At 38.7% G+C, this 26,816-nt stretch carries 27 protein-coding genes; 22 read left to right on the top strand and 5 right to left on the bottom strand.

Annotation, left to right across the window (positions count from 1 at the left end; all coding sequences use genetic code 11):
* Positions 1-84: 84 nt before the first annotated feature.
* On the bottom strand, positions 85-975 hold the full coding sequence (locus IGJ49_RS12255) for an ArsR/SmtB family transcription factor (protein WP_019723205.1): 891 nt from the start codon (positions 973-975) through the stop codon (positions 85-87).
* 203 nt (positions 976-1,178) lie between these two features.
* Between IGJ49_RS12255 and arfA the strand changes: the two genes are divergently transcribed.
* From arfA to IGJ49_RS12210, 9 genes are all read left to right on the top strand, one after another.
* Positions 1,179-2,684 (top strand): arabinosylfuranosidase ArfA, encoded by a 1,506-nt coding sequence (gene arfA / locus IGJ49_RS12250; protein ID WP_438723674.1) that lies wholly within the window; start codon positions 1,179-1,181, stop codon positions 2,682-2,684.
* Positions 2,685-2,697: 13 nt separating this feature from the next.
* On the top strand, positions 2,698-3,969 hold the full coding sequence (locus tag IGJ49_RS12245) for an ABC transporter substrate-binding protein (protein ID WP_010736674.1): 1,272 nt from the start codon (positions 2,698-2,700) through the stop codon (positions 3,967-3,969).
* A 214-nt stretch (positions 3,970-4,183) separates the two neighbouring features.
* Complete coding sequence (locus IGJ49_RS12240; protein ID WP_349520436.1) at positions 4,184-5,080, top strand: carbohydrate ABC transporter permease; 897 nt, start codon at positions 4,184-4,186, stop codon at positions 5,078-5,080.
* A gap of 14 nt (positions 5,081-5,094) precedes the next feature.
* Positions 5,095-5,958, top strand: coding sequence for a carbohydrate ABC transporter permease (locus IGJ49_RS12235; RefSeq protein WP_010736672.1), 864 nt, complete (start codon positions 5,095-5,097; stop codon positions 5,956-5,958).
* A gap of 4 nt (positions 5,959-5,962) precedes the next feature.
* On the top strand, positions 5,963-6,538 hold the full coding sequence (locus IGJ49_RS12230) for a DUF624 domain-containing protein (protein ID WP_438723671.1): 576 nt from the start codon (positions 5,963-5,965) through the stop codon (positions 6,536-6,538).
* Positions 6,535-8,067, top strand: coding sequence for an alpha-N-arabinofuranosidase (locus tag IGJ49_RS12225; protein ID WP_438723669.1), 1,533 nt, complete (start codon positions 6,535-6,537; stop codon positions 8,065-8,067). Before IGJ49_RS12230 ends, IGJ49_RS12225 begins: the two co-directional genes overlap by 4 nt.
* Positions 8,064-9,029: a glycoside hydrolase family 43 protein gene (locus IGJ49_RS12220; RefSeq protein ID WP_062806187.1), complete on the top strand. Its 966-nt coding sequence runs from the start codon at positions 8,064-8,066 to the stop codon at positions 9,027-9,029. The genes IGJ49_RS12225 and IGJ49_RS12220 overlap by 4 nt, the downstream gene beginning before the upstream one ends.
* 254 nt (positions 9,030-9,283) lie before the next feature.
* Positions 9,284-11,140, top strand: a complete 1,857-nt coding sequence (locus IGJ49_RS12215) for an LTA synthase family protein (protein WP_349520442.1) — start codon at positions 9,284-9,286, stop codon at positions 11,138-11,140.
* 95 nt (positions 11,141-11,235) lie between these two features.
* Positions 11,236-11,667, top strand: a complete 432-nt coding sequence (locus IGJ49_RS12210; RefSeq protein ID WP_019723602.1) for a hypothetical protein — start codon at positions 11,236-11,238, stop codon at positions 11,665-11,667.
* Positions 11,668-11,726: 59 nt separating this feature from the next.
* Here the strand turns inward: IGJ49_RS12210 and IGJ49_RS12205 are convergent, their stop codons facing one another.
* Together IGJ49_RS12205 and IGJ49_RS12200 are read right to left on the bottom strand one after the other, a co-directional pair.
* On the bottom strand, positions 11,727-12,884 hold the full coding sequence (locus IGJ49_RS12205; RefSeq protein WP_010736666.1) for an AI-2E family transporter: 1,158 nt from the start codon (positions 12,882-12,884) through the stop codon (positions 11,727-11,729).
* Positions 12,884-13,246 carry a PTS glucitol/sorbitol transporter subunit IIA gene (locus IGJ49_RS12200; RefSeq protein ID WP_349520445.1) on the bottom strand — a complete coding sequence of 121 codons (363 nt, stop codon included), beginning with the start codon at positions 13,244-13,246 and terminating at the stop codon, positions 12,884-12,886. Before IGJ49_RS12200 ends, IGJ49_RS12205 begins: the two co-directional genes overlap by 1 nt.
* 136 nt (positions 13,247-13,382) lie before the next feature.
* On the opposite strand from IGJ49_RS12200, the gene IGJ49_RS12195 reads away from it, so the two are divergent.
* The 4 genes from IGJ49_RS12195 to IGJ49_RS12180 all read left to right on the top strand — a co-directional run bounded on the left by IGJ49_RS12195 (position 13,383) and on the right by IGJ49_RS12180 (position 15,247).
* On the top strand, positions 13,383-14,402 hold the full coding sequence (locus tag IGJ49_RS12195) for a lactonase family protein (protein ID WP_010736664.1): 1,020 nt from the start codon (positions 13,383-13,385) through the stop codon (positions 14,400-14,402).
* Positions 14,403-14,413: 11 nt separating this feature from the next.
* On the top strand, positions 14,414-14,575 hold the full coding sequence (locus IGJ49_RS12190; protein WP_019724465.1) for a hypothetical protein: 162 nt from the start codon (positions 14,414-14,416) through the stop codon (positions 14,573-14,575).
* Between the two features lie 98 nt (positions 14,576-14,673).
* Positions 14,674-14,844, top strand: a complete 171-nt coding sequence (locus tag IGJ49_RS12185) for a hypothetical protein (protein WP_438723664.1) — start codon at positions 14,674-14,676, stop codon at positions 14,842-14,844.
* 106 nt (positions 14,845-14,950) lie between these two features.
* The gene (locus tag IGJ49_RS12180; protein WP_062806192.1) at positions 14,951-15,247 is read left to right on the top strand and encodes a bacteriocin immunity protein; all 297 of its coding nucleotides are present in this window, start codon (positions 14,951-14,953) and stop codon (positions 15,245-15,247) included.
* A 130-nt stretch (positions 15,248-15,377) separates the two neighbouring features.
* Here IGJ49_RS12180 and IGJ49_RS12175 read toward each other — a convergent pair whose 3' ends face one another.
* A complete protein-coding gene (locus IGJ49_RS12175; RefSeq protein ID WP_010736661.1) occupies positions 15,378-15,998 on the bottom strand; it encodes an NAD(P)H-dependent oxidoreductase in 621 nt (206 codons plus the stop codon).
* A 117-nt stretch (positions 15,999-16,115) separates the two neighbouring features.
* Complete coding sequence (locus tag IGJ49_RS12170) at positions 16,116-16,424, bottom strand: rhodanese-like domain-containing protein (protein WP_010736660.1); 309 nt, start codon at positions 16,422-16,424, stop codon at positions 16,116-16,118.
* 193 nt (positions 16,425-16,617) lie between these two features.
* Here IGJ49_RS12170 and IGJ49_RS12165 point away from each other — a divergent pair, with 193 nt between their 5' ends.
* From IGJ49_RS12165 to rbsU, 9 genes are all read left to right on the top strand, one after another.
* A complete protein-coding gene (locus IGJ49_RS12165) occupies positions 16,618-17,262 on the top strand; it encodes a TetR/AcrR family transcriptional regulator (protein WP_010736659.1) in 645 nt (214 codons plus the stop codon).
* 15 nt (positions 17,263-17,277) lie between these two features.
* Positions 17,278-19,005, top strand: coding sequence for an ABC transporter ATP-binding protein (locus tag IGJ49_RS12160; RefSeq protein WP_438723660.1), 1,728 nt, complete (start codon positions 17,278-17,280; stop codon positions 19,003-19,005).
* Complete coding sequence (locus IGJ49_RS12155; RefSeq protein ID WP_010736657.1) at positions 19,002-20,879, top strand: ABC transporter ATP-binding protein; 1,878 nt, start codon at positions 19,002-19,004, stop codon at positions 20,877-20,879. Before IGJ49_RS12160 ends, IGJ49_RS12155 begins: the two co-directional genes overlap by 4 nt.
* Positions 20,880-21,123: 244 nt before the next feature.
* Positions 21,124-21,978 carry a VOC family protein gene (locus tag IGJ49_RS12150; protein ID WP_438723658.1) on the top strand — a complete coding sequence of 285 codons (855 nt, stop codon included), beginning with the start codon at positions 21,124-21,126 and terminating at the stop codon, positions 21,976-21,978.
* A gap of 194 nt (positions 21,979-22,172) precedes the next feature.
* A complete protein-coding gene (locus tag IGJ49_RS12145) occupies positions 22,173-23,192 on the top strand; it encodes a serine hydrolase domain-containing protein (protein ID WP_023520294.1) in 1,020 nt (339 codons plus the stop codon).
* 45 nt (positions 23,193-23,237) lie between these two features.
* On the top strand, positions 23,238-24,191 hold the full coding sequence (gene manA / locus IGJ49_RS12140; RefSeq protein WP_438723655.1) for a mannose-6-phosphate isomerase, class I: 954 nt from the start codon (positions 23,238-23,240) through the stop codon (positions 24,189-24,191).
* Between the two features lie 277 nt (positions 24,192-24,468).
* On the top strand, positions 24,469-25,377 hold the full coding sequence (gene rbsK / locus IGJ49_RS12135) for a ribokinase (RefSeq protein WP_023520292.1): 909 nt from the start codon (positions 24,469-24,471) through the stop codon (positions 25,375-25,377).
* Positions 25,378-25,399: 22 nt separating this feature from the next.
* Positions 25,400-25,795: a D-ribose pyranase gene (gene rbsD, locus IGJ49_RS12130; RefSeq protein WP_010736652.1), complete on the top strand. Its 396-nt coding sequence runs from the start codon at positions 25,400-25,402 to the stop codon at positions 25,793-25,795.
* 17 nt (positions 25,796-25,812) lie between these two features.
* Complete coding sequence (gene rbsU / locus IGJ49_RS12125) at positions 25,813-26,700, top strand: ribose/proton symporter RbsU (RefSeq protein WP_438723652.1); 888 nt, start codon at positions 25,813-25,815, stop codon at positions 26,698-26,700.
* Positions 26,701-26,816: the final 116 nt, after the last annotated feature.

Below are 26,816 nucleotides of genomic sequence, written 5' to 3'. Positions count from 1 at the left end.
AATAAGTCAAAACCATCAAAAATGAAAAAACCATTTTCGATGATTCTGTCTTATTACTCAGTGCTGACCGCTTCTTTCACAACCTTAACTATAATACACCTTCATCTTGATATCTTGGTCGTAGTTGCCGAAGCCTTTGCCGAATAGGGTGCAGCCACCGACGTTTTTGGCGTCTTCTTTGACTTCGATGCGGAAGGTCCAGACGTCTTCGTTTCTTGGGATGTCATTGATCGTGATTTCAGATAATGGTTCGCCGTTGATATTGGTCAAATGTTTAGTGATACGGATTGTTTTCAATAGTCCGTATTGGTTTAGATTATCTGGATACCAGTCCGGGGTATGTTTTCCACGAATGTCTGCGAAATCTCCTGGGCTTGTCCAGTTACCTAACTCCACACCGTTTAGACTGAAAGTGATATCCGATGGCCAATTGTCGTTCGAAAAGGGAAACTCGGAAGATAGTTCAACGGACAATTCCAACATTTCCAAGGTATCTTCTTCGTTTAAAAAGTTTGGTGTTTGATATTCAACAAATCCGCTTGTAAACCACAGAATCCGAGCATCCATTCGTCGTGGATCGGCAAAATAACGTGGTTCATCGACTTTGCCGATAAAGTCATGGATCGTTGCCAGACCGCATGTCGGCTCGATCGAATAGCGGGTATAATGACCGATAGGGATCGATGTTTCTTTCGTATCAAAGGCATTGAAGATTTTTTCTGGAAACGTGATGTTGATTTTATCGACACGTAAGCTGGAAATTTTTTTTTGGCCTATTTTTTCAGATTTGATGATATTTGCTTCTTCAAGTTTTTTTACATGCATTGTTGTAATCGCACTACTGATACCGAGTGCTTGGGCAAGCTCTTTGATATTCATTTTGTTTTTTGAAAGTAACTGGATGATTTTTATCCTTGTTTTACTAGCTAAAGCTTCATAAACAGGTAACGATTCTTCATTGATTTGGAGTTGCATGATTTTTCACCTCTTATTTAGGTTTTTGTTTAACTATATATTAACATAAATATTAATTTATAGGTTAATATCATAAAACTAATATATATAATTAACATTAATGTTAAATATAATGTAAAAATATTTTTATATTTAATAATATTATTATTGACAACGCTTTCAAAGAAAGATATGATTCATGTATAAATTAAAGGAGGGGACATATGGAAGCTGTAATGTCAGTTAGTCGTGTGCAAAAGATAGGGGAAATCGATCGTCGTTTGTATGGCTCGTTTATTGAGCATATGGGACGTGCAGTGTATGGAGGGATCTATCAACCGGATCATCCGACTGCAAATGATAAGGGATTTCGCCAAGACGTTATGGAGCTAGTCAAAGAATTATCGGTACCATTGATCCGGTATCCAGGTGGGAATTTTGTTTCTGGGTTCAATTGGGAAGATAGTGTGGGGCCTATAGCGGAGCGGCCGAAAAGATTAGACCTTGCTTGGCGATCTTTAGAAACAAATCAAGTGGGTGTGCATGAATTTGCTGCGTGGTGTCAAGAAGTGGGCGCTGAGATCAATATGGCTGTCAATCTTGGAACACGTGGCTTAGATGCTGCAAGAAATCTAGTAGAATATTGCAATTATCCTAGTGGTACTTATTGGAGTGATCAAAGAATAGCAAATGGACAAACCGAACCTTTTGCGATCAAGACGTGGTGTTTAGGCAATGAAATGGATGGTCCTTGGCAAATCGGTCATAAGACAGCAGCGGAGTATGGACGGCTGGCAGAAGAAACAGCAAAAGCAATGAAACTTGTCGATGAATCGATCGAAGTCGTTTTATGTGGTAGCTCGAATAGTAAAATGCCGACGTTCGGTGAGTGGGAATTGACTGTATTGGATCAAGCCTATGAACAAATCGATTATCTTTCATTGCATCAGTATTATGGCAATCAAACAAATGATTTGAAAAATTATTTAGCTCGTTCAGTCGATATGGATCAGTTCATCTCTGGTGTTGTTGCGATGTGTGATGCAATCAAGGCGAAAAAACACAGCAAGAAACAAATCAATCTATCTTTTGATGAATGGAATATTTGGTATCATTCGACAGAACATGATCAAACAGTCAAGCCATGGCAAGTGGCCCCACCTTTATTAGAAGATCACTATAATTTTGAGGATGCTTTAGTATTGGGCTGTTTATTGATCACTTTGTTAAAACATTCTGATCGAGTAAAAATTGCTTGTCTGGCGCAGCTAGTCAACGTAATTGCTCCGATCATGACAGAAGAAGACGGTGAAGCATGGCGTCAAACAATCTATTATCCATTTATGCAAGTCGCGACTTTAGGGCAAGGTATTGCTTTACGACCTGAAATCACTGTCGATACGTATGCAACGAGTGAATTTGATACAGTTCCATATTTAGAAAGTATCGCGGTGCTGAATGAAGAAAAAAATGAGTTGGTGATCTTTGCAGTGAATCGTGGAGAAGAAGAGATGAGTTTAGATCTACAATTTTCTGACTTAAAGATTGAGGAAGTCATTGATTTTTCAGAGATGTCTGGCTATGAAATCAAAGCGGTCAATCAAGCAGGAAATGAGCAAATCAAACCTGTGTCTTCAAAAGCCTACGAACATAAAGAAAATCAGTTGAATTGCAAATTGAAACCGTTATCTTGGAATGTGATCCGTACAAGCTTGACCCCGAACAAATAAGGAGGAGATAGAGATGCGAGGAAAAAAATTGATGATTGGTTCATTGTTGTTAGCTGCGACTGGAATATTAGGTGCTTGTGGCGGTGGTGCTTCTTCTCAAAGTAAAAATGACGGAGAAGTCACACTCTCTTTTTGGAATGGGTTTACAGCTTCTGACGGAGAGATCTTACAAGAGATCGTCAATGATTTTAATAAGAATAATGACAAAAACATCACGATTGAGATGGATGTGATGACATGGGCTAATTTGAATGAAAAATTACCAACGGCTATTTCTTCGAGAAAAGCGCCAGATTTTGTTGCACTGAACTACGCTGATTTTGCTCAATATGTGGAGAATGGGGCTGTGCAGCCTGTAGATGATTTCTGGGAATATGACGGTGTGGATAAAGGAGATTTCAAAGATACTGCGGTAGATCTAGGAATGGTGGATGATCAGCAATACTTTATTCCGATGCAAGTACAAGGGATGTATATGTATTGGAACAAAGAATTATTCAAACAAGCTGGCTTGGATGAAACAACACCACCAACTACTTGGACAGAATTAACAGAGATGGCTCCACAACTGACCGATAGTAGTAAAAATGTCTCAGGTTTTGTCTTCAATAAAGACGGTACTGCACCACTTTATAACTGGATGAAGGCAAATGGAGGAAAACTTGTCAGCGATGACTATACAAAATCTGAGTTTGCTTCACCAGAAAATCTTGAAACACTAACAGCCATCCAAAAAATGATCCATGTCGATAAAGCAGGACCAGAATCGATTTCAGGAGCAGAAATGGATAATTTGATGAACGCTGGACAATTATCGATCATCATCAACGGACCGTGGTTGAATAACGGCTTGAAAGCAAACGAAATCGATTACGGTGTAACGACATTACCGCAAGCAAGTGCGGACGGTGAAAAAACAGCGATTTTAGATGGTGTTGGTTATGCAATCCCAGCAAGTACAGATAGTGACAAAAAAGAGGCAATCTATGAATTCCTAAAATACTGGAACACAAGTGAAATCGGTAAAAAATGGAGTATTGAAAATGGCTTCCCTGCCTACTTATCATCTGTCGCAGAAGATGAAGAAGTGAAGAATGATCCTATCGTATCGGAACTATCCAAACAAATGGAATATGCTGAACCTTATCTACCAGGATTCACGAAAATCGCAGCAATCAATAATGACATCATTAATCCATTGATCGAAAAATTGTTGGCTGGTGAAGATCCAGAGCAACTCATGAATGATGCAGATGATCAGATCAATGATCTATTGAAGGAATAATCGAGTAACAGTTCACAATGAAATCAAAACAACGAAAGAAATAGAAGGAATCTCGTAGAAGATAAGGCGAAAGTACTATAAATTGCAAAAACATATTTATTGCTTTCGCTTTCCTTTTTCGAGAAAAACTTCTTTCCTTTCTTGGGCTGATTTTTCATCGCTTGAACTGTTCATCAAGGAATCCATCGAATAAGAAAGAGGGGAAATAGACGAAATGAAAGCATTCACCAGATACTGGAACCGACCGGATCGAGCGGCTTATTTGTTTTTAGTGCCATCCTTTTTGATTCTACTGTTATTCACAGTGGTGCCACTGATTGGTACATTTACGATCAGTTTTACTGATTTGAACATCTTTTTTACTTCAAGAGAGTTCGTAGGCATGGATAACTTTTTTCGGATCTTTGGGGATGAACGTGCGGTCAATTCACTTTTCCATACGTTGTATTTTACCTTACTTGAAACACCAACACAGATTATCGTTGGTTTATTAGCTGCGGTGATCTTGTCAAAGAATACTCGTTTCAATCGCTTTTGTCGCTCAACTTTTTATATCCCTGTTATTTGTTCCTTAACATCCATTGCAATCATCTTTTCAATGTTGCTTGACCCAAACGTTGGGGCTATCCCTTACCTTTTCTCACAAGTAGGTTTGCCGATTCCACAATTTTTCCGTGATCCAACATTAGCAATGCCAACAGTTGCGCTGATGACGGTTTGGAAAAATTTCGGTGTCACGATGACGATCCTGATCACTGCTATTCAAGGAATCTCCCCTTCGCTTTACGAATCAGCGCAAATGGATGGAGCAACCAATCGTCAACAATTCTTTAATATCACGTTACCGCAGATCGTCCCATCTCTTGGTTTTTGTATCTTGACCAACCTGATTGGTTCCATGCAAGTGTTTGACCAAGTATATGTGGCAACGAACGGCGGACCACAATTCAAAACGGAAACAGCTGTCCAATACATTTATAGTCGCGGCTTCACCGCTCCATATGAGTTAGGCTATGCTTCCGCATTATCTTCAGTACTGTTTGTCATTGTAGCTGTGCTGGCAATTTCGACCAATTTATATATGTCAAGAAAAGAAAAACAAATGAAATAGGGAGGAGTAATAATATGCTTTCGGAAAGTTATACAGCAGTTTCAACGAATCGTCGGAAAAAGTTTGATGGAAAGAAATGGTTGCGTGTCGTCGGAATGTTACTCGTATTATTGATTATCGCTTTTCCTTTTCTATGGTTGATCATTTCCTCGTTCAAATATGAAAAAGACATTATTTCTTTTCCCCCGAGAATTTTTGCAGATGAATATACCTTTGAGAATTATATCAAGGTTTGGACGACTATTCCGTTGTTAGATTACATCAAAAACACAGTAATCTTTGCAGGTGGGACAGTGATCACTTCTGTTTTCTTTGACTCTCTTGCAGGGTATGCTTTTGCTCGGATGCGCTTCAAAGGGAAATCGGTGTTGTTTTACTTTGTTTTGTTAACGATGATGATCCCATTTCAAGTCTTCATGATCCCACTGTTCATCCAAGCAAACTTTTTAGGTATGTTAGATACGTATGCCGGATTGATCATTCCTCGGATGACTACTGCTTTTGGGATATTTATGATGCGGTCGTTTTTTGTGACTTTACCAGATTCATTGGAAGAAGCCGCACGTATTGACGGGTTAGGTGAGTTCAAGATTTTCTTGAAGATCATGTTGCCTTTGAGCAAGCCAACACTTCTATCACTAGCAATCTTTACGTTGATGAACAGTTGGAATGATTTATTGTATCCACTGATTTTGACAACAAGTTCGAAAATGCGGACGTTACCTGCAGGATTAGCTTTATTCACTGGACAAAATATATCATTTTATGGACCGGTGATGGCAGGAACAGTTATTTCGATGTTGCCATTGTTGATCATTTATATTTTTGCTCAAAAATACTTTGTACAAGGAACTGCAATGTCTGGCATGAAAGAGTGAGAAGATGAAATTAGTCGAAACAAAATGGTATGGTCAATTGATCCAAATTTCCGATCATATCTTATTAGGGATTTTATGGGTCGTCGTTTCTTTGCCTTTAGTCACAGTAGTACCAGCCACAACAGGGGTCTTTACAGCGTTGAATAAATGGAAGAATGGCGAATCAGGGCATGTTTGCTATTCCTTTTTGCAGGGCTTTAAGCGTAAGTTTTTCCTTCAATTAGTGATGAGTTGCGTGACCATCATCAGTTATTTTGCGATGAATCTTATTTTGCAAGAATCTGCTATTTGGTTAGTGATTTGTGGGTATGTAACAATGTTGGTTTTTACGATGTTTTTACTTTCTTGGTGTAGTTCTCTTGCCCAAAATGACGCTCTTTCCGGAAAGGAACTTTTTCAAGAAAGTACGTTGTGGGTGTTGATCAACTTTTTGAAGAATCTTGTATGTTGTGGCATATTATTAGTTTTTCTTGTGCTTGTGTTTATGTTTCCGCCAATTATTTTTGTATTAGCAGGTGGGGTTTGGTGGTTGATCAATCATTTAGTGGGAAACATAAATAGGAAAGGAGTGTGGCAATGAAAAAAGTTGAATTAAAGGTACGTCAAGGATTTTCTAAAGGAGCTATCAGTCCACGACTCTTCGGTTCTTTTGTTGAACATATGGGAAGTGTCGTGTATAACGGAATATTTGAACCAGGACATCCGACCGCGGATAAGAATGGCTTTCGACAGGACGTGCTTTCTTATGTAAAAGAATTGTCTTTAGGGGTGATCCGTTATCCTGGAGGGAATTTCACTTCAGGATATGACTGGCAAGATACGATTGGTCCAGTCACCGAGCGTCCAAAAAAAATCGATCTTGCATGGCAAGGAATCGAACCAAATACATTCGGGCTACATGAATTTTTCAAATGGTTAGACATGGTAGAAGCGGAGCCAATCATGACGGTGAATCTAGGCACAAAAGGAATCGATGATGCGCGTAATCTAGTAGAGTATTGTAATTTTCCTCAAGGAACCTCTTGGAGTGAGTTACGCAAACAAAACGGACAAGAGCAACCTTTTAACGTGAAACTTTGGTGCTTAGGAAATGAGTTAGACGGTCCTTGGCAAATTGGCGCAAAAAGTGCCTATGAGTATGGCAGGTTAGCCAATGAATCTGCCAAAGCGATGAAATTAGTCGATGAATCGATCGAAACGATTTTAGTCGGTAGTTCGACGCCACGCTTAGCGTCTTATCCTGAATGGGACCGAATCGCTTTAGAAGAAGCATATGAAAACGTAGATTATATTGCTTTGCATAATTACATCGATAAATATGACGAAGAAGATTTGACTAAACCTCCAAAAAATGAGCGAGCAGATACCAAAACTTACTTAGCTAAAGCGGAACGGTTTGATCGACAAATCGAAGAGATCATTGCGACGTGTGACTATGTGAAAGGCTATCTACGCAGTGACAAGACGATGTACTTAGCTTTTGATGAATGGAATGTTCATAGCCAACCAGAACAAACCTATCAAAAATTCCAAGAGGGGTCACCAATCGATTGGTGCCAGTTCACCATGGAAGATACATTACTGTTCGGCACGTTAGGTCTTGCGATTTTACGGCATGCAGATCGTGTCAAAATTGCTTGCCAATCGCTTTTAGTCAATACCATCCCGCTTATCCTAACAGAGAAAAATGGGATCGCATGGGTAAATCCGACCTATTATGTGATGCAACATCTGGCAAAATATGCGAAAGGCACTGTATTAGATCAACAAACGTTTTGTCCCACTTATGACTGTGATACTGGAAAAGAAGTGCCGATCATTGATAGCGTAGTTGTCGAAAATGAGCAAGAAATCGTACTGTTTCTAGTGAATCGCACAGAAGAGAAAGTGTCCATTACGACAACGCATGATTTTGAGCTGGAGACTAAAGCAGTCCAACTAGTCGTAAAAAGTGATCATTTACTAGATAAAAATACGAAAGACGCTCCGAATACGATCCAGCCGATAGAACAAGTAATCGATGTAAATGAAAAGAACAAGATCCATATGGTGCTTGAAGCATATTCTTGGAATGTCATCAGACTAAAAAAATGTGAGGAACCTTTATGAAAAAAACAACTTATGCTAATCCAATCGTCCTTGAACGAGCCGATCCTTGGATCTACAAACATACGGACGGCTACTATTATTTTACAGGTTCTCTACCTGGTTATCAGTCCATCGAATTGAGACGTGCGAAAACGATCGATGGCTTGAAGCATGCAGAAAAGTTACTGGTTTGGCATGCACCTAAAACTGGACCCATGAGTCAGTTGATCTGGGCACCAGAAATCCATTATATCCAAGGAAAGTGGTATATCTATTTTGCAGCCAGTGATCATGCAGAGATTCGTGATCGGGATCATCACCATCGGATGTTCGTTCTTGAAAACACGTCCATTGACCCAATGAATACTGATTGGGAAGAAAAAGGGCAAATCATCACTGCTACAGATACGTTTAGTTTAGACGGCACGACTTTTACACATCAAGGAAAGTTGTATTATGTTTGGGCGCAATTAGACCCGCGTATTCCGGGAAACTCCAATCTCTATTTATCAGAAATGGCAAATCCTTGGACACTGACCGGAAAACAACTATTATTAGCCATCCCAGAATTTTCTTGGGAAAAGCAAGGATTTGCAGTCAATGAAGGACCAGCCGTACTGGTTCGTAACGGGAAAATATTCATCACTTACTCAGGGAGTGCCACGGATGAAAATTATGCGATGGGTTTGCTGTGGGCAGAAGAGTCAGCGGATCTACTTGACGGTTATTCTTGGCATAAAAATCCTAAACCTGTCTTTGTCTCTTCGGAGAAAAATAAGCAGTTTGGACCGGGACATAACTCCTTTACTCTCTCAGAAGATGGCAAAGAAGATGTATTAGTTTACCATGCACGACCAGAAAAAAATGAAGGAATCGATCCTCTGAACAATCCCAATCGTCATGCTAACGCACAAGTATTTTCGTGGGACACAGAGGGATTCCCAGTTTTTGGTGAACCAGTTGCGTATTCGGCTGATATTTGAGCATCATTTCAATAAAGCCCTTCAAGAAATAAGCGGTAATAGCCACAATTTGTTGTTCAAAATTGTGGCTATTACCGCTTATTCTTTGCGAGCTGGAGAGACTAAGACACAGTTTCATTCCTTTTGTTTTCTATTTATTTTTTTATAAAATTGGTCGTTCAGACTACTTGTTTTTTGAACTTTACTTTCATTTGTGAAGCGACTAGAATAAAATAGGCGTTAAAGTAGTTTAGAAAAAGTGAAGGAGCGCTCTCTTGAACAAACATTTAGATAAGCTTTCAACCAAACAACAAAAAATTCTACGAATCACTACTCTGGGGGTAGTAACAGTCTTAGTGATACTTATAAGTAATTTGTATTTACAATGGTGCCAGAATAATCTTTCAGTTGATTTAGCCTTGAAATTTGCTTTTTCATGGCACACAGAAAAATTTTTACTTGCTTGTTTCGTATTACTTACTGTCTTTTTATTTATGGTCGCTTTCGCGGGTTCTTACTTATTTGGTCTGCTTTTTTATCTTGTAAGTATCGGTATATTAGGTTTTGCAAATTACTTGAAAATGAGCTATCGTCAAGAACCAATCTATCCAGATGACTTAAAGATGATCACAGAGTTCAATTTACTCAAAGACATGACCGGAACACCGATTTTTATTGGGTTGATGCTACTAGCGATCCTTGCCTTTGGTGGAGTGGTCTGGGCAATTGTCCGTAGTTTCAAAAAAGATCGAACATTCCAAATCTATCGTATCTTGACTTTAGTCATGACCGTTGCAATGATGGGTTATTTCAGTAACTTCAATAATCCCAATAATTTGTTGCGTAAAGCTTATAATCAAACGGCTTTGTGGATTCCTTATAGTCAAAAAATGAATTATTATAATACAGGATTCATTGGTGGCTTTTTGTACAATCTAAAAGTCGAACCGATGGAACGACCAGAAGGTTATTCAAAAGAAAAAATCAATGAAATCACTAAAAAATATCAAGCAACCGCAGACGAAAAAAATCAAACGGCAAGTGATGAGCAGCCAAATATCATTTATGTGATGAGTGAAAGCTTTTCTGATCCAAGTCATCTAAATGGTGTCACGGTGACCGGTGATCCCTTAGCTGACTATCGTGAAGTGGCAAATCAAACCTATAGTGGCCGAATGCTTTCGCAAAATTATGGTGGTGGAACAGCAAATATTGAGTTTGAAGCCTTAACTGGTCTAGCCATGGCACTATTCAACGGTCAAATGACCACACCATATACGATGCTCGTTCCCAAGCTGGATCAATTACCATCGCTTGTTTCCACACTTAATGCACAAAACTATCGAACAACGGCGATCCATCCTTATAATACATCGATGTATAAACGTGAAGATGTCTATCAGACGCTAGGGTTTGATTCGTTTATCAGCGAGGGAAATATGACTTACACCGATACCATTGATAATAATCCATATATTTCAGATGAGTCTGCCTATAAAGAAATTTTAGACTTATTAAAAGATGAGGAAACGCCTCAGTTTGTCCATCTAGTCACGATGCAGACTCACATGCCTTATGCAGGCAAGTATTCGCAATTGGATTTTTCGGCTACAACAGAAGATGATACTGGAACAGATACACTCAACAATTATTTGCAAGATATTGCCTATAGTAGTCAAGCATTGAAAGCATTCACTGAAGCGCTGAAAGATACGCCAAGAAGAACACTAGTCGTTTTTTGGGGAGATCATTTACCGGGGATCTATTCGGACGAGATCAAAAATAAAAATGAGAAACAAGCCTTACATCAGACAGAGTTTCTCATGTTCGATACAGCAGGTGAGTTAGAGAAACGTGAAACCAATGATGCTGTCACTAGCCCTTTTTATTTTGCAGCGAATCTTTTAGAACAAACGAATCAAAAGACCACTGGTTTTTATCAATTACTGCTTGAAATGGAGTCGGCTATTCCCGCGTTCGAACGAGAACTGTATTTTCAAAATGGCCAATGGGGAAAAGAAGCTCAGTTGAATCAGGCGCAAGAGGAAGTATACGAGGCGTATCGCTTGATCCAATATGATCTAGTTTCAGGAGAACAATATAGTTTGGATGCAGGATTTTATGAAAAATAAACGATAAAAATAACATTTTATTGATGTAATGACTTGTTTTCTACTAGAATAAACAGGTAAAATAGAGAAAGAAAAAGAAGAAAGTAGGAAAACCTATGTTACCGAATCTCGGTTATTACGTGCAGACAGTCGATAAAATCGTGAAAGAAACAGAAGCAATCGGCGAAACGATGCACCCAAAATATGAAAAAATCAGAGAAGCAATCGATCAAAAGAAAACAGCTGAACTAACGCAAGCCGAGCTTGTTGAGACGGTTGAGCTATTTGACCAAGGTACTGAAAAATATCGTAATATGCTAAAGAAAATCAGTACGTTGCGTCCACCAGCCAAAGTAATGGGTATCCATAAGAACTTTGAAAAAGCCTACAAAAATTATGTAGCTGGTTGTGAAGAAATGACTCAAAGCATCCAACCAGAAAAAGGCATCGATGCTGAACAATTTGATGCGTCAGAAGCAAAACAAGACCAAGCGACAGATGATATTTCCGCAGCAATCCAAAAAATGACTAACTTATTGATGAAATAATCAAAAAGCCGAGACGACTGAAAATAGGGTTCCTATTCTCGATCATCTCGGCTTTTCATTTATTCTTGTTGCTTTTCTTCATAAAGGGAAGAAATCGTAGTGTACCATTCAAAAATGTGAGAAATCAATACTTTCGCTGCGGCATAGACAGGTATCCCTAAAATCACACCGACCACACCAAATAATTTTCCGGATGTTAATAGGACAAGTAAAATCGTCACTGGATGGATCGACAACTGATTGCCAAGTACAAGTGGCGAGATCAAACGGCCTTCGATGGTTTGCTCTAAGGCGAAAACGATCAATACTTTGACCAACATGATTGGTCCTGCAACGATGGCTAAAAATACCGCAGGGATCATCGCTAAAAATGAACCTAAGTAAGGGATCAAGTTCAAGAAACCGGCAATGATTCCTAAAGTGACAGCATAATCTAACCCGATGATTGCAAATCCGATCATGAACATCACCGCAACTGCGAAAGCCACAGTCAGCTGTCCACGAATATAAGAAGAGACTTGGCTGTTCATCTCTCCTAAGACTTTTAACGTAGGCACTCTCATACGAGTGGGTAAGAACTTGACCAAATAAGGTGCTAATTGTTTTCCATCTTTCAACAGATAAAATAAAATAAACGGCATCGTCAATACGGCAACAACGATCGTAGCTACAGCGCCAACAAAACTCCCTAAGCTTTGAACGGTGCTTTTTGATAGATTCTGTAAAATATCGCCAGCAGAATTCATAAACTGATCGCCTGTATTTTCCAGTTGCTCTCTAAATTGACTGAATAGTGGATCACGAAAAATCTCGGTTAATTTGTCATCGATGGTCTCGACGTATTGTGGAAAATTGCTGACAAAGCTGACGGTTTGTTCTTGGATTTTCGGGATGATCACTACACTTCCCCAGACGATCAAAGCGATAACAAGTATAAATAAACCGATGATACTATAGAGCCTTGGAATATTTTTCTTTTCAAAATAATCGACGACAGGATTCATCAGGTAATATAAGATACCTGATAGAATGATCGGTAAACTAACGATCGCTAGAAACTGCCAAATGGGCTCAAAAAGATAAGAGACTTTCGTAAATAAGAAAACGATCAGTAAGACCAAAAGAACGACTAATAAAGCCGTGACTACTTGATTATTCAAAAACCAACGCCAAAACCATGAAACAGGTTTGATTTTTCTTTTTTTATCCTCTTCCATTAGTTCACCTGCTTATAGTCGATGGTCGCGCCGACAGTGATTTCTGGTAGTTGATAAGGGGACAAATAGATTCCATTGACGATTCTGTCACCTGCTGGTGGTTGTTCAAAAACCAGAGTCACATGACCAACCGTTGTTAAGTTTTCATTGGCCAACGGACCAACATGTTCGATGGTATATTCTTGATGATCAAAAGAAATTTGATCACCTTGATTAAGTGAAAAATTCTCTTTTGTACTAAATTCTTGAATGATCGTATAGTCACGCAACGCGGATGTTGCCGACTGATCGAATAAAATCAGCATAGGTTCCTCTGAATTGATTGCTGACGTGCCAATTTCTGTTATCGTTGCTTGAGTCATCTCATTTCTCTCCTTTACTCCTAAAAAATCAATGATTCTATGGTTACAAAAACAGTATAACATATTCTCTTTGATTAACGACATGAATGGATGTATGATAGAATAAATTAGAATTCTTAATTTGAGGAGGATCAAAATGATAAAAAAAATCATTCTAGGAACATATACAAGACGAAAAAGTGAAGGAATTTATCAAATCGAATTAGATACAGATAAAGGCACTTTAGAGAATCTAACGTTAGTGACAAAAGAAAATAGCCCAACGTATGTGGCAAAAAGCGATGCAGGTAATCTTTACACAGTAACAAGTGTCGATGGGTTAGGTGGAGTCGGTGCATACGATCATTCATATAATTTTTTGAATGCGGTAACAGAAGCCGGCGCACCTTTGTGTTACGTGACAGTCGATGAGCAACGCCAACTGGTTTATGGCGCAAATTATCATAAAGGAGAAGTCAATGTTTATCGTATCACTGAAGACGGTAGTTTAGAGGCGACAGATGCAGTCTTTCATCAAGAACCGACTGGTCCACACAAAAACCAAGATCATGCCCATGTCCATTACACAGACTTAACACCTGACCAACGATTAGCTGTCTGTGATCTAGGAACTGATCGTGTGTACACATATGATGTAGATGAAAATGGGAAATTAGCTGTAAAAGCTGTATTAGAAGTAGAGCCAGGAACCGGCCCACGTCATTTAGTTTTTCATCCTAATAATCAATTCGTCTATTTGTTTGGTGAGTTAGATAGTACAGTTCGTGTTCTTTCCTATGATGAAACAACAGGCGAATTCAAAGAAGTGCAAAAAATCAGCACATTGCCTGAAGGATTCACCGAAGAAAATGGTGGGGCTGCCATCCGTATTTCAAACGATGGACGTTTTGTCTATGCATCAAATCGGGGACATAATTCGATTGCTGTATTCGCTGTGAATGAAGAAGGTTCACATTTAGAACACGTACAGACAATCTCAACTGAAGGAGATTTCCCAAGAGATTTCGCCTTAGATCCAGAAAATGATTACGTGGTATCTGCCAACCAGAATACGGATAATCTTACCTTGTACAAACGTGATGCTACAACTGGAGAATTGACATTGATCCAAAAAGACATCTATGCACCTGAGTGTGTCTGTGTTTACTTTGATTAAGGAGTAGTGACATGAATAAAGAAGAAGTATTAGACCGTTTACGTGAAGAATTAGAGATTCCGTTTTTTCAAGGAAAAATCGAAGACAAAGAGTATAGTGAAGAAGAATACCAAAAGATCAAAAATGATTTGATCCAGTATTTTGATGACTATGTTCGTAATGTTGAAAATTAAAGAAGGAAATATAGCCTAGAGTAAAATGATTTCTATCTTATTTTGAACCAACACGCTAGCATGCCAAAGCTGTTTAGCTGGATAAAAAAGGGGGACGTATGAAAGAGTTGAAAATAATTTTTGGTGGGTTTCTTTTGTCACTACTTTTAAACTGGGGCTTATCCTATCTATTAAATCGTCCATTCAAATGGTGGATTACTTTAGGTATGTTCTTCGGATTCTCCATTGCCTATTTAGTTGGTTCAAGAAAGAGTTCAAAAAACAAATAGATGTTTTTTGAACTCTTTCTTTTAATAACATCTGATTTCAACCAAGGTTTAGTTTGCGTAAGACTATAGTAATATTCCTTGAAATTAAGAGAAGGAGCAACAGTAAATGAGTCATCTAAGATGGTTTTCTGGTGGAAACGATCGACGCAAAACAGCAGAAACAATCATTAATGAATTGATAGCTGATTTAGCGTTAGACCTTGGAAATGAATCGCTTAGAGAGGTTTTACACGCTTATCTAGAAAAATTACAAAATGATGGAGCATCAGTGCCGTTCATTCTAAGCCGTATGAACTTAGATATATCTAATGCATTGAAAAAAGATGGCGCCTCTCTCAACGAGCATCAATCCGAAAAGCTACGTGAACTGATGGCTATTTCTAGTATTAGATATGGTTATTAATGAATTTTAGCGTCGCAAATCAGCCACTTTGCAACAAATAAAAAAGGATTTCATGAACATTTATTGTGAATGTTCATGAAATCCTTTTTCTTTTCTCAACATTTTAAGAGAAAGATTTACCTAATAGTGACTAGAAGTCTTTACCGAATGCAGTTGCTTTATCTAAGGCAGCTTGCATCAATTCTTCTGCACGATCAGGTGTATAGTCGATCCCCTCGATAAATAATTGGTCGACTTGATCGATGCCGACAAAGTTCAAGATTGCTTTTACATATTGAGAAGCAAAATCTTGTCCATTGTAGATTCCGCCATTTGATTGGATGTGTAGTGCTTTTTTACCAGTAACTAAGCCAACAGGACCATTTTCAGTATACTTGAAAGTTTTACCAGCAACATTGACTGTATCAAACCAAGCTTTTAATTTTGTAGGAATGTTCAAATTCCATAAAGCATTGGCAATAACGATTTTATCTGCTGCTAGGAATTGCTCTGTCAATTCGTTGAAACGAGCAATTTTTTGTTGTTGGTTTTCAGATAGACTAGAGAAATCTGCACCTGCACGAAGCGCTTCCCATCCAGAAAGCAATTCTTCATCAATTTCTGGGATATCATCACGATAAAGGTCTAAAACAGTTACCTCGTCGTTTGGATGATTTTCTTTGTAGCTAGTTAAAAAACTAGTTAATGCGTTAACTGAACGTGATTCTTGTGCAGTTAGTGGATGTCCTTTGATTACTAATACTGATGCCATAATCTCTCTCCTTTAGTCGTAATTGTTAACTTTACTGCTAACAATACCAGTTTACTTGAAACAGAAAAGGCTATCAAGTATTTTTACTGATAAAAAGTAAGTTATTTTCCAGTACGATCAAAGAGGACTAGTTAATTCACGACTTTCAAATAACTTCATGTTGTCGATCACATAAGTTGCTTGCAATCCGTTTTCTATTAGGTAACTAGTGATTTCTTGTGCTGAATGGTTAGATGCTCCGACAATGTAGTACTGTTTTTTTGTATCGAGATTATTTAATTGGGCTGGCAAACTGGTAATAGGGATGGATATCGAATGACTTAGGTGTTTTTTTATATACTCATTCGTTTTTCGGACATCTAGAATTACAACATCCTTCTTTTGATAGACGAAATAGAGTTCGTGGACGGTTATTGATTTGATCATGGCGTTCATCCTTTTTATATAATGATCCTATTTTAGATGTATAGAATAGAAGAAACAAATCTTTTTACTCGATTTATTCTTTTTTTAATAATTATGAAAAAAAATGTAAATGACTTGCAAAACAATCAGATGGTGTTATAATGACAAGGTGTCATATGACGGTGTGTCATTTTTATGTAGGGAGGAATCAACGATGCCGACACAGACTTTTTTTCATCTACCTGAAGAAAAACAGCAAAGACTTTTAGAAGCTGCCAGGGTCGAATTTTCAAGAGTACCATTGAATGAAGCTTCGATTGCACAAATCGTGAAACTTGCGGGGATCTCTAGAGGTAGTTTTTATCAATATTTTGAAGATAAAGAAGATCTTTATTTTTATTATTTTGAAACCGTTCGTAGCGATAGTACAAAAAATATGATCCAACTAATCAAAGAATCGAATGGAGACTTATTTATCGGTTTTGAACTTTATTTTGGGAAAATGATTCGAGATATTCTAGAAGGTGAAAATGCCGCGTTTTATAAACATCTTTTTATGCACATGGATTACCGTGCCTCACGAAAAGTCGTGCCGCATCCACAAGGACATCGTCCATCACCACATAAAAATCATAAAAAAGCGTCCAAAGAGTTGATTGGTTTGATTGATCGTTCCAATCTTAGAGTAAAAGATGACCATGAAATGGAATTATTGTTTCAGTTAGTCATGAGTACACTATTTACAACGATTGCTCATGCCTATAAATCATTTTCAACCTCTGAGGAGTATTCTGTTGAACAAGCCATTGCAGAATTCAATCTAAAACTGTCATGGATAAAAGATGGCGCTTATAAATAGAAAGAAGGGGAACGAATGCTAAAAATTGTCAAACGAATTTCATTGACCTCAGCAATCGCTGCAACGGTCTTTATGATTATTCAAGTGTTAGCAGATCTGTATTTGCCAACGTTAACATCTAATATTATTGACAAAGGCGTAGCAAAAGGTGACGTCGACTATATTTGGCAGACGGGATTTGTCATGATCGGATTTTCTTTGATCAGTATTTTAGCCGCCATTGCCAATACGTTTTTTGCTACACGAGAATCTCAAAAGTTAGGAAAACAATTACGAACAGAAGTCTATCAAAAAGCCGAAAATTTGACGAAAGACAAATTCGACAAGTATGGAACAGCTTCATTGATCACTCGTACAACGAATGATGTGACGCAGATCCAATTGGTGATGCAAATGTTTTTGCGGATGATGATCAATGCACCCATCACTCTTGTTGGGGCAAGTATCCTTGCTTATCAAAAGGACCATCAACTGACAAGAATTTTCTTAGTCGTGATTCCTGTCATGATCATTTTGATCGGTGGTATTATGTATTTTGCTGTTCCTCTATTCAAGAGCATGCAAAAGAAAACGGACCGCTTAAACCTTGTTTTTCGTGAAGGATTAACCGGTGTACGTGTCATCAGGGCGTTTGACAAAACACGTTTTGAAGAAAATCGTTTTGATTTAGCGAATAAGGATTATACAAATACGGCAATCAAAGTCAACACGATTGTTGCATTGATGATGCCATTGATGACGTTGATCATGAGTGGGACGAACGTAGCGATCACATGGTTTGGTGGGCACTACATAGCGGATATGACATTAGAGGTCGGAAATCTGATTGCCTTCATGACTTATGCGATGCAAATTTTGATTAGTTTCATGATGCTATCAGCAATCTTTATCATGGTTCCTCGTGCCCAAGCTTCGGCTGATCGGATCAATGAAGTACTAGAAGAAGACGCGGGTATCGTTGATCCAGAACAACCAGAAACGGTTGCTTTAGCTGGAAAAGACGCAAGTTTGTCATTCGAACAGGTGAATTACCGTTACCACGGCGCAGAAAAACTAGCGTTGGAAGATATCAACTTTGAAGCGTCATCCGGCGATATCGTAGCTATCATTGGTGGTACAGGTTCAGGAAAAACGACTTTAGTGAATCTGATCCCACGTTTGTATAATATTGAATCGGGTGAGATCGCGATTAACGGAACGAGCATCACTGATATGACGCAATATAACTTGCGTGAATTGATGGGATTTGTTCCCCAAAAAGCTGTCCTTTTTTCTGGAACGATTCGTGAGAATATGCAATATGGGAAAGAAGACGCAACAGATGAGATGATTTGGAAAGCATTAGAGATCGCCCAAGCAAAAGACTTTGTTTCTAAAATGGAAGATGGTTTAGATAGTCATGTCGAACAAGGCGGCGGAAATTTCTCTGGTGGACAAAGACAGCGATTAGCCATTGCGCGTGCCTTAGTAAAAGAAGCCGACATCTATGTCTTTGATGATTCATTCTCAGCACTAGACTTTAAAACAGATGCGAAACTCCGTCAAGCACTAAAAGAAAATATGACAGAAAGTATCACCGTTTTAGTGGCGCAACGAGTAAGTACCGTCATGGATGCAGATACGATCTTAGTATTAGATGAAGGAAAACTTGTTGGAAAAGGAACGCATAAAGAATTACTAGCAACAAATGAAACATACAAAGAAATCGTCAACTCACAATTGAGAGAGGAGGATTTAGCATGAGTAAAGGAAACAATCGACCTCCTCAAGGACCAATGGGTGGGGGACCAGGACGTAACATTGGTGCTAAAGGAGAAAAACCAAAAAACTTTTGGGGCACTGTTCGCCGGTTATTCGGCTATATGTCTAAGCGTTTAGTAGCGATCATTGCTGTATTTGTCTTAGCGATTGCAGCTGTCGTCTTCCAAATCCAGACACCAAAAGTATTAGGGAAAGCAACCACAGAAATTTTTAACGGTGTGATGCTTGGCGCAAGACAAATGCAAGAAGGGCAACAAGTCACGAAATTCCCAATCGATTTTGACAAAATTGGTCAAATCATTGCGACAGTGATTGTCATGTACTTGATTTCTGCCGTGTTCAACTTCTTGCAACAGTTCATTATGACTCGCGTGTCACAACGTACGGTATATGAGTTAAGACATGATTTAGAGACAAAAATGAATCGTGTGCCGATCTCTTATTATGATACACATACGAATGGGGATATCATGTCTCGAGCAATCAACGACATGGATAATATCGCCAGCACGTTACAACAAAACTTGACTCAATTTGTCACAAGTGCAGTCACACTGATCGGGGTCATCGTTATGATGCTATCCATCAGCTGGCAACTGACATTAGTGGCGTTGTTGATGATTCCATTGAGCTTGATCATCGTGATGATCATTGCACCGAAATCACAAGTTTTCTTTGCGGATCAACAAAAGAGTTTAGGATTATTGAACAACCAAGTCGAAGAAACCTATGCTGGACATACGATCGTCCAAACGTTCAACCATACAGCAAAAGACCAAGCTGTTTTTGAGATTGAAAACCAAAATTTATATGCCTCTGGTTGGAAAGCACAGTTTATTTCTGCGATCATCATGCCATTGATGAATTTCGTAAAAAATCTAGGGTACGTCTTTGTGGCTGTGCTTGGTGGGATCAAAGTAGCCAATGGGAATATGGCATTAGGGGATGTACAAGCATTCTTGCAATATACGACACAATTTTCTCAACCGATCACACAATTGGCAAGCTTGATGAATACGATCCAATCAACAGTAGCTTCGGCTGAACGTGTCTTTGAAGTCCTAGATGAAGAAGAGATGACAAATGAAAAATCTGGTTTACCAGTCGAAGAAAATACACCGTACAAAGTTCGTTTTGAAAATGTGCAGTTTGGTTATACGCCAGATCACTTATTGATGAAAGATTTCAATTTGGATGTGAAGCCAGGTGAAATGGTCGCTATTGTTGGTCCGACGGGGGCTGGTAAAACGACTTTGATCAATCTATTGGAACGTTTTTATGATGTTTCAGGCGGAAGCATTCGGTATGACGGTGTCGATACGAGAGATGTTTCTCGTGATGTATTACGTGCGCAATTTTCAATGGTACTACAAGATACATGGTTATTTACTGGAACGATCTATGACAATATCAAGTATGGAAATGATGATGCAACGGATGAACAAGTGATCGAAGCTGCGAAAGCTGCCCATGTCGATGAATTTGTCCGCAAATTACCTGACGGGTATGATACGATCTTAAATGAAGATGCAAGCAATATCTCACAAGGTCAACGTCAATTGATTACGATTGCCCGAGCATTCTTAGCAAATCCAGATGTCTTGATCTTGGATGAAGCAACCTCAAGTGTCGATACTCGTACGGAGATTTTGATTCAAAAAGCGATGAACCGTTTATTGAAAAATCGTACAAGTTTTGTAGTTGCGCATCGATTATCAACGATTCGTGATGCGGATAATATTATCGTGATGAACCAAGGATCGATCGTTGAAACAGGAAACCATGATACACTCATGGAAAAAGATGGGTTCTATGCTGATCTGTATAATAGTCAGTTTACAGAAGAAGCTTCATAATAAGATAAAATAAGTTATAATAATCTTTATAGGATTATGGGAAAGCGGCGTTTAAAAAGATAAAAAAGTTTTATCAAAGATTCGCCGCTTTTCTTACATATAGAATGATTTTCCCTTCCCATTCTGATAATTAGCTAAAAAATAAGACAATCTGAGAATTAATTCAACAAAAAATAAGATATTGCTTGAAAGAAAAGAGAAGCATCGTTAAAATAAAGCTTAACGTAGAGGGGAGCAAGAAATTATGAAAGTTTTTGATTTGGGGTCTACTACTTATTTGAAAAGTATTGCGATACGTGTAAAAGACCGTAATAAAATGATCGAGTTTTATAGAGACACGATTGGTTTCGATTTAAAGAGAGAAGAAAATGAATTAGCGATTTTCGGTACAGTAGAAAATGACAGCGAGATGTTATTATTAGAGGAAAGTCCACGAGCAAATGATCACTTTGGGGAAATCAAAAAGCTCAATCGCTTTTCTTTGATCATTCCAACATTAGAAGAAATGGCAGATGTGCTGTATCGCATTCGCCAAACGAATCAAACGATCGAAGAAGCACTGGAAAGTGATGGCAGAATCGGTATTTTATTGAAAGATCCTGAAGGCAATATGTTAGAGATCTATCATGAAGAGACTCATACTTCACAAGAACAAGCGGTGGAACAATTAGACCAAGAAGCACTATTAAGACAATCAAATGAACGCTTTAAGAAATTATCTGCTGGTACTTATTTCCAAAAAGTCCACCTAAATGTACTAGATATGGAAAAGGAACGAGAATTTTTATCAGAGCTTTTAGGTCTGACTGTGCATAAAGAGGAAGAAAAAGAATTTATCTTGAATAAAGGTGATTTTCATGTAGGACTGACTCAAGCTGAGAGTCCAGTGATTGCCTTACCGACTGATGAAATCTTAGGATTAGACTTTTTGAAATTTGTTGTTGACCCAGAGAGTATGCAACGTCTGATTGCACATTTGAACACAGAAACGATCGATTTTTACATTGACAAAAAACAAAAAGTTTTGACTTTGTATGATGCAATTGGCATCGAATGGTGGTTCGTGGACGAAACAAAAGCAACTAATGTTATCCAATGAACAGTGGCTAGGATCAGTCGATTGCTCGTCCGTTGGAAAAAGCAGGAAAAATTCAGCTGATGCTGAAAGTTTCCTGCTTTTTTATGTCAGCCACTGAATACTGGGATAAATGAGAAAAACAATTGATTCTTATGGAAGAAAGAATTATGCTTGGGGAGCAAACAAGCATATCCAGAGATAAATAAGGAGAAACTATGTACGCTAAAACGAAAGAATATATACTAAAAAAAATGAATGAGGGATATTATCCAGGGGTCGTCGCTGCTTTTATGAAAGGGGATCAGATTAAAAAAGTGATCGCAGGTGATGCGCAGATCATTCCTATAATCAGACCAATGACCGAAGATTTGCTCTTTGATGCAGCCTCCCTGACAAAAGTGATTGCAACGACAAGTCTGGTCTTGCGATTGATCGAAGACGGGAAAGTTGAATTAGATGAACCTTTGCATACGTACTTGCCGACTTTTGAGAATCAAACGATCACGATTCGCCACTTATTGACACATACCTCAGACATCCAGACATTTATTCCTGATCGAGATCGTCTATCACAAACAGAATTGATTGAAGCTTATTTGAAACTTCAACCAGGCGATCAATTAGGAATCGAAGTTCGCTATACGGATGCAGGCACGATTCTTTTAGGATTGATGCTAGAGGAGATTTTCCAGGAAGAGGCGGTCGAGCTTTTTGAAGAGCAAGTACTAGCACCGTTAGGAATGATGAATAGCTTATTCTTACCACGTCCTTCAGAACGGATCGTTCCGACTGAACAACTTCCTTCTGGTGAGGTGATCCATGGCTTGACCCATGATCCAAAAGCACGAGTGTTAGCAGAACATGCAGGTAATGCTGGTCTATTTATTGATCTTGCGGATTGTGAGAAGTTTGTCCGGATGTATCTGCAATACGGAAAGTTAGATTCTGGTCATTTTTTGGAAGAGACAACCATCCGTTCCTTATTGGCTGATCATACGCCAACTGGTAAAGGTGGTCGCTCACTCGGATGGGATTTAAAACAAGATAAAAAGGATGGCCATCCATTACTATTCCATACAGGCTATACAGGGACATTTCTATTGATCGACCCAATCGATCAAGAAGCCTTCATTTTTCTGTCCAATCGCCTACATCCAAACGATCATCGGGAAGAATATCTAAAATGTCGGGATGAAATCATTGAAATTTATTTACAAGAGAAAGCGTTACACTGAAAATAATGCTATAATAGCAATTGAAAATTGAGAGGAGTTTGACGTATGCAAGAACCATTATTTTTAAAACCTGTTTTTCAAGAAAAAATCTGGGGAGGCAGTCGCTTACGTACTGTTTTTGGCTTTGATATCCCAAATGATAAAATTGGGGAAGATTGGGCAATCAGTGCGCATCCTCATGGCGTGAGTGTCGTTGAAAATGGCCCATTCAAAGGCTGGAAACTAGATGATCTATGGAAAGAACATCAAGAATTATTCGGCCATCCAACAGAACCAGTTTTTCCGTTATTGATCAAAATCTTAGATGCAGAAGATGATCTATCTGTTCAAGTCCATCCAGATGATGCTTATGGTATGGCACATGAAGGAGAGCTAGGAAAAACAGAGTGCTGGTACATCATTGATGCCGAACCAGGTGCAGAGATCATCTATGGTCATCATGCAAAAACACGTGAAGAATTAGCCGAAATGATCCAAGATAGTCGCTGGGATGACTTATTGAAAAAAGTTCCTGTCAAAAAAGGTGATTTTTTCTACGTACCAAGTGGAACGATCCATGCAATTGGTAAAGGGATCATGATTTTAGAAACACAACAAAGTTCAGACACAACTTATCGTGTTTATGATTATGATCGCAAAGACGACCAAGGAAACACTCGGGAATTACACATCCAACAATCAGTCGACGTAACAACAGTACCAGCAAAAGCTCCTGAATTACAGATCAAAGAGATCCGTCAAGGGAACTCTTCGATCGTCACTTACGTAGAAACAGAATTTTTCAACGTCTACGAGTGGGACATCAAAGGGATCACATCCTTTAAAAAACAAGCACCGTATACATTGATGACAGTTATTGATGGTGCGGGAGAATTGGTGATAGGTAACCAAACCTACTCACTAGAAAAAGGAACAAGTGCGATCTTACCAAGCGATATCACGGAGTGGAAAGTTCAAGGAGAACTTTCGATCATCGCTTCTGATCCAGGAAAAAAATAATAAGATAAAACTGTCGTTGCTAGGTTCAGCGATAACAATAAAGCGTACCAACCGAAAATGGGCTTGCTATTTTTGGCTGGCGCTTTTTTTTAGATCAGTGATGAGCTATCACTGATCTAGTGATATAAGAACAAAGAAGGTACCAATTACAGTTAGTTTTATCGATGAAAAGTTGCTTGTTGAAATCACTTACAAAATATGTTATATTCTTCTCGTAGAGTTAAAACGTTTTAATAGAACGTTAAAATGATTTTCTTGTTAAAGGAGAGGGAAAACGATGAATACTGTTACAGTTATCGGAAGCATCAATTTAGATCGAACCATCCGTGTGACTTATATGCCAAAACCTGGAGAAACGATCCATACGAAAGAAACTTTTTCAGCTGGTGGAGGAAAGGGAGCCAACCAAGCGGTTGCTGCTAGACGTTCGGAGGCAAAAACTTACTTTATTGGTGGCGTGGGTAAAGACGAAGCAGGAAAAACGATGACAGAATTACTTGAACAAGAAGAAATTGATTTATCTGGTGTAGCGACATTAGAAAATCAAGCGACTGGACAAGCGTATATCATTGTTGATGACCAAGGTGAAAATAGTATCATGATCCATGCTGGTGCAAACAATGCGTTTACCGTAGCACAAGTACAAGAAAATAAAACAATCATCCAAAAAAGTGATTTTATTATTGCTCAGTTTGAAAGCGCTATAGAACCGACGATCGAAGCATTCAAAATCGCTCGAGAAGCTGGCGTGAAAACGATCTTGAATCCGGCACCGGCGCTAGAAAATGTTCCTGACGAGTTATTAGCAGTAACGGATATGATCATTCCAAATGAAACAGAAACGGAGATCTTAACAGGCATTACTATTACCGATGAAAAAAGTCTAAAAGAGGCGGCACAAGTCTTTCATGGATTAGGTATTGAAGCGGTGATCATCACGATCGGAAGTAAAGGCGCTTATTATGATATTGCTGACGGCGCTAGTGGGATCGTACCAGCTTTTAAAGTCCATGCAGTAGATACAACGGCTGCTGGGGATACCTTTATTGGCGCGATGAGCAGTGTATTAGCCAAAGACTTCAGTAACCTAGAAGAAGCAATCCGCTATGGTAATAAAGCCTCTTCTGTGACTGTTCAACGTTTTGGTGCACAGCCTTCTATTCCGTATAAACATGAATTAATCTGATTGAGGAAAGGATGAACAAATAATGAAAAAAACGAAAGTAATCAATTCTGATATCTCACGAGTGATTGCACAAATGGGACATTTTGATAAATTGAGTATTGGAGATGCAGGAATGCCTGTACCTATGACCACTGAAAAAATCGATTTAGCAGTCACGCAAGGGGTTCCTAGCTTTATGGAAGTCTTACGCAATGTGTTGTCAGAATTAGAGGTGCAACGTATTTATCTAGCAGAGGAAATCAAAAAAGAGAATCCTGACATCCTTCTAGAAATCCAAAAAGAAATGCCGGAGACACCGATCACGTTTATTCCGCATAGTGAAATGAAAACCGAGTTAAACAATTGTCACGCATTTATTCGCACAGGTGAGATGACTCCTTATGCGAATATCTTGTTAGAAAGTGGCGTCGTATTCTAAAAAAGGAGATGTAATAAATGAATGCAACAGCATTATTGATCGGATTAGGACCATTACTAGGTTGGGGACTTTATCCAACGATTGCTTCGAAGATCGGTGGACGTCCTGTGAACCAGATTTTAGGATTAACAATAGGAACTTTGATATTCGCACTTATTTTTGCCCTGATCAATGGCATAGCACTGCCATCTGGAATGGATCTTGTCTTTTCTATTCTTTCCGGTGTAGGCTGGGCGACTGCTCAAATCATTACTTTTCAATCTTTCACACTGATTGGCTCGTCACGTGCAATGCCTATCACCACAGCTTTTCAATTACTTGGGGCTTCATTATGGGGTGTTTTTGCGCTAGGCAATTGGCCAGGAACGACAGCGAAGATTCTTGGTGGATTAGCATTGATCTTGATTATTTTAGGCGCATGGATGACTGTTTGGACTGAGAAAAAAACCAAAGAAAATAGCAGTCTACTGAAAAAAGCGGTTTTATTATTAGCAGTCGGAGAGATTGGGTATTGGGCATATTCCGCAGCACCTCAAGCAACAACCATCGACGGAATGCACGCTTTCTTGCCACAAGCAATGGGGATGGTCTTAGTGGCGATCATCTACACCGCTGTATTAAGTATGAAAGGGCATGAAAAATCAGCATTTACGGAAGTTGTTTCTTATAAACAAATTTTTTCTGGCTTCTTTTTTGCCTTTGCTGCATTGACCTATTTGATTTCTGCACAACCAAATATGAATGGTTTGGCAACGGGCTTCATCCTATCGCAAACTTCTGTTGTTCTAGCAACCTTGACTGGTATCTGGTTCTTAGGTCAAAAGAAAACGAAAAAAGAAATGACTGTCACGATCATTGGCTTGGTCCTTATCTTAGCTGCCGCAACGATGACTGTTTTGATATAAGATATTTTGTTAGAAGCGTTATTTTAAAAAATTGGGAAGTAACTACGGTTACTTGCCCAATTTTTTTTGTGGAAAATAGATAACGGAAACTGTTAGAATAGAGCTATCTGAAAAAA

Source organism: Enterococcus sp. AZ171 (assembly GCF_051714005.1).
Classification (GTDB): Bacteria; Bacillota; Bacilli; order Lactobacillales; family Enterococcaceae; genus Enterococcus_B; species Enterococcus_B pernyi.
Note: the sequence above shows the minus strand (reverse complement) of the source record. Positions and strands in the feature narration are given on the sequence as shown.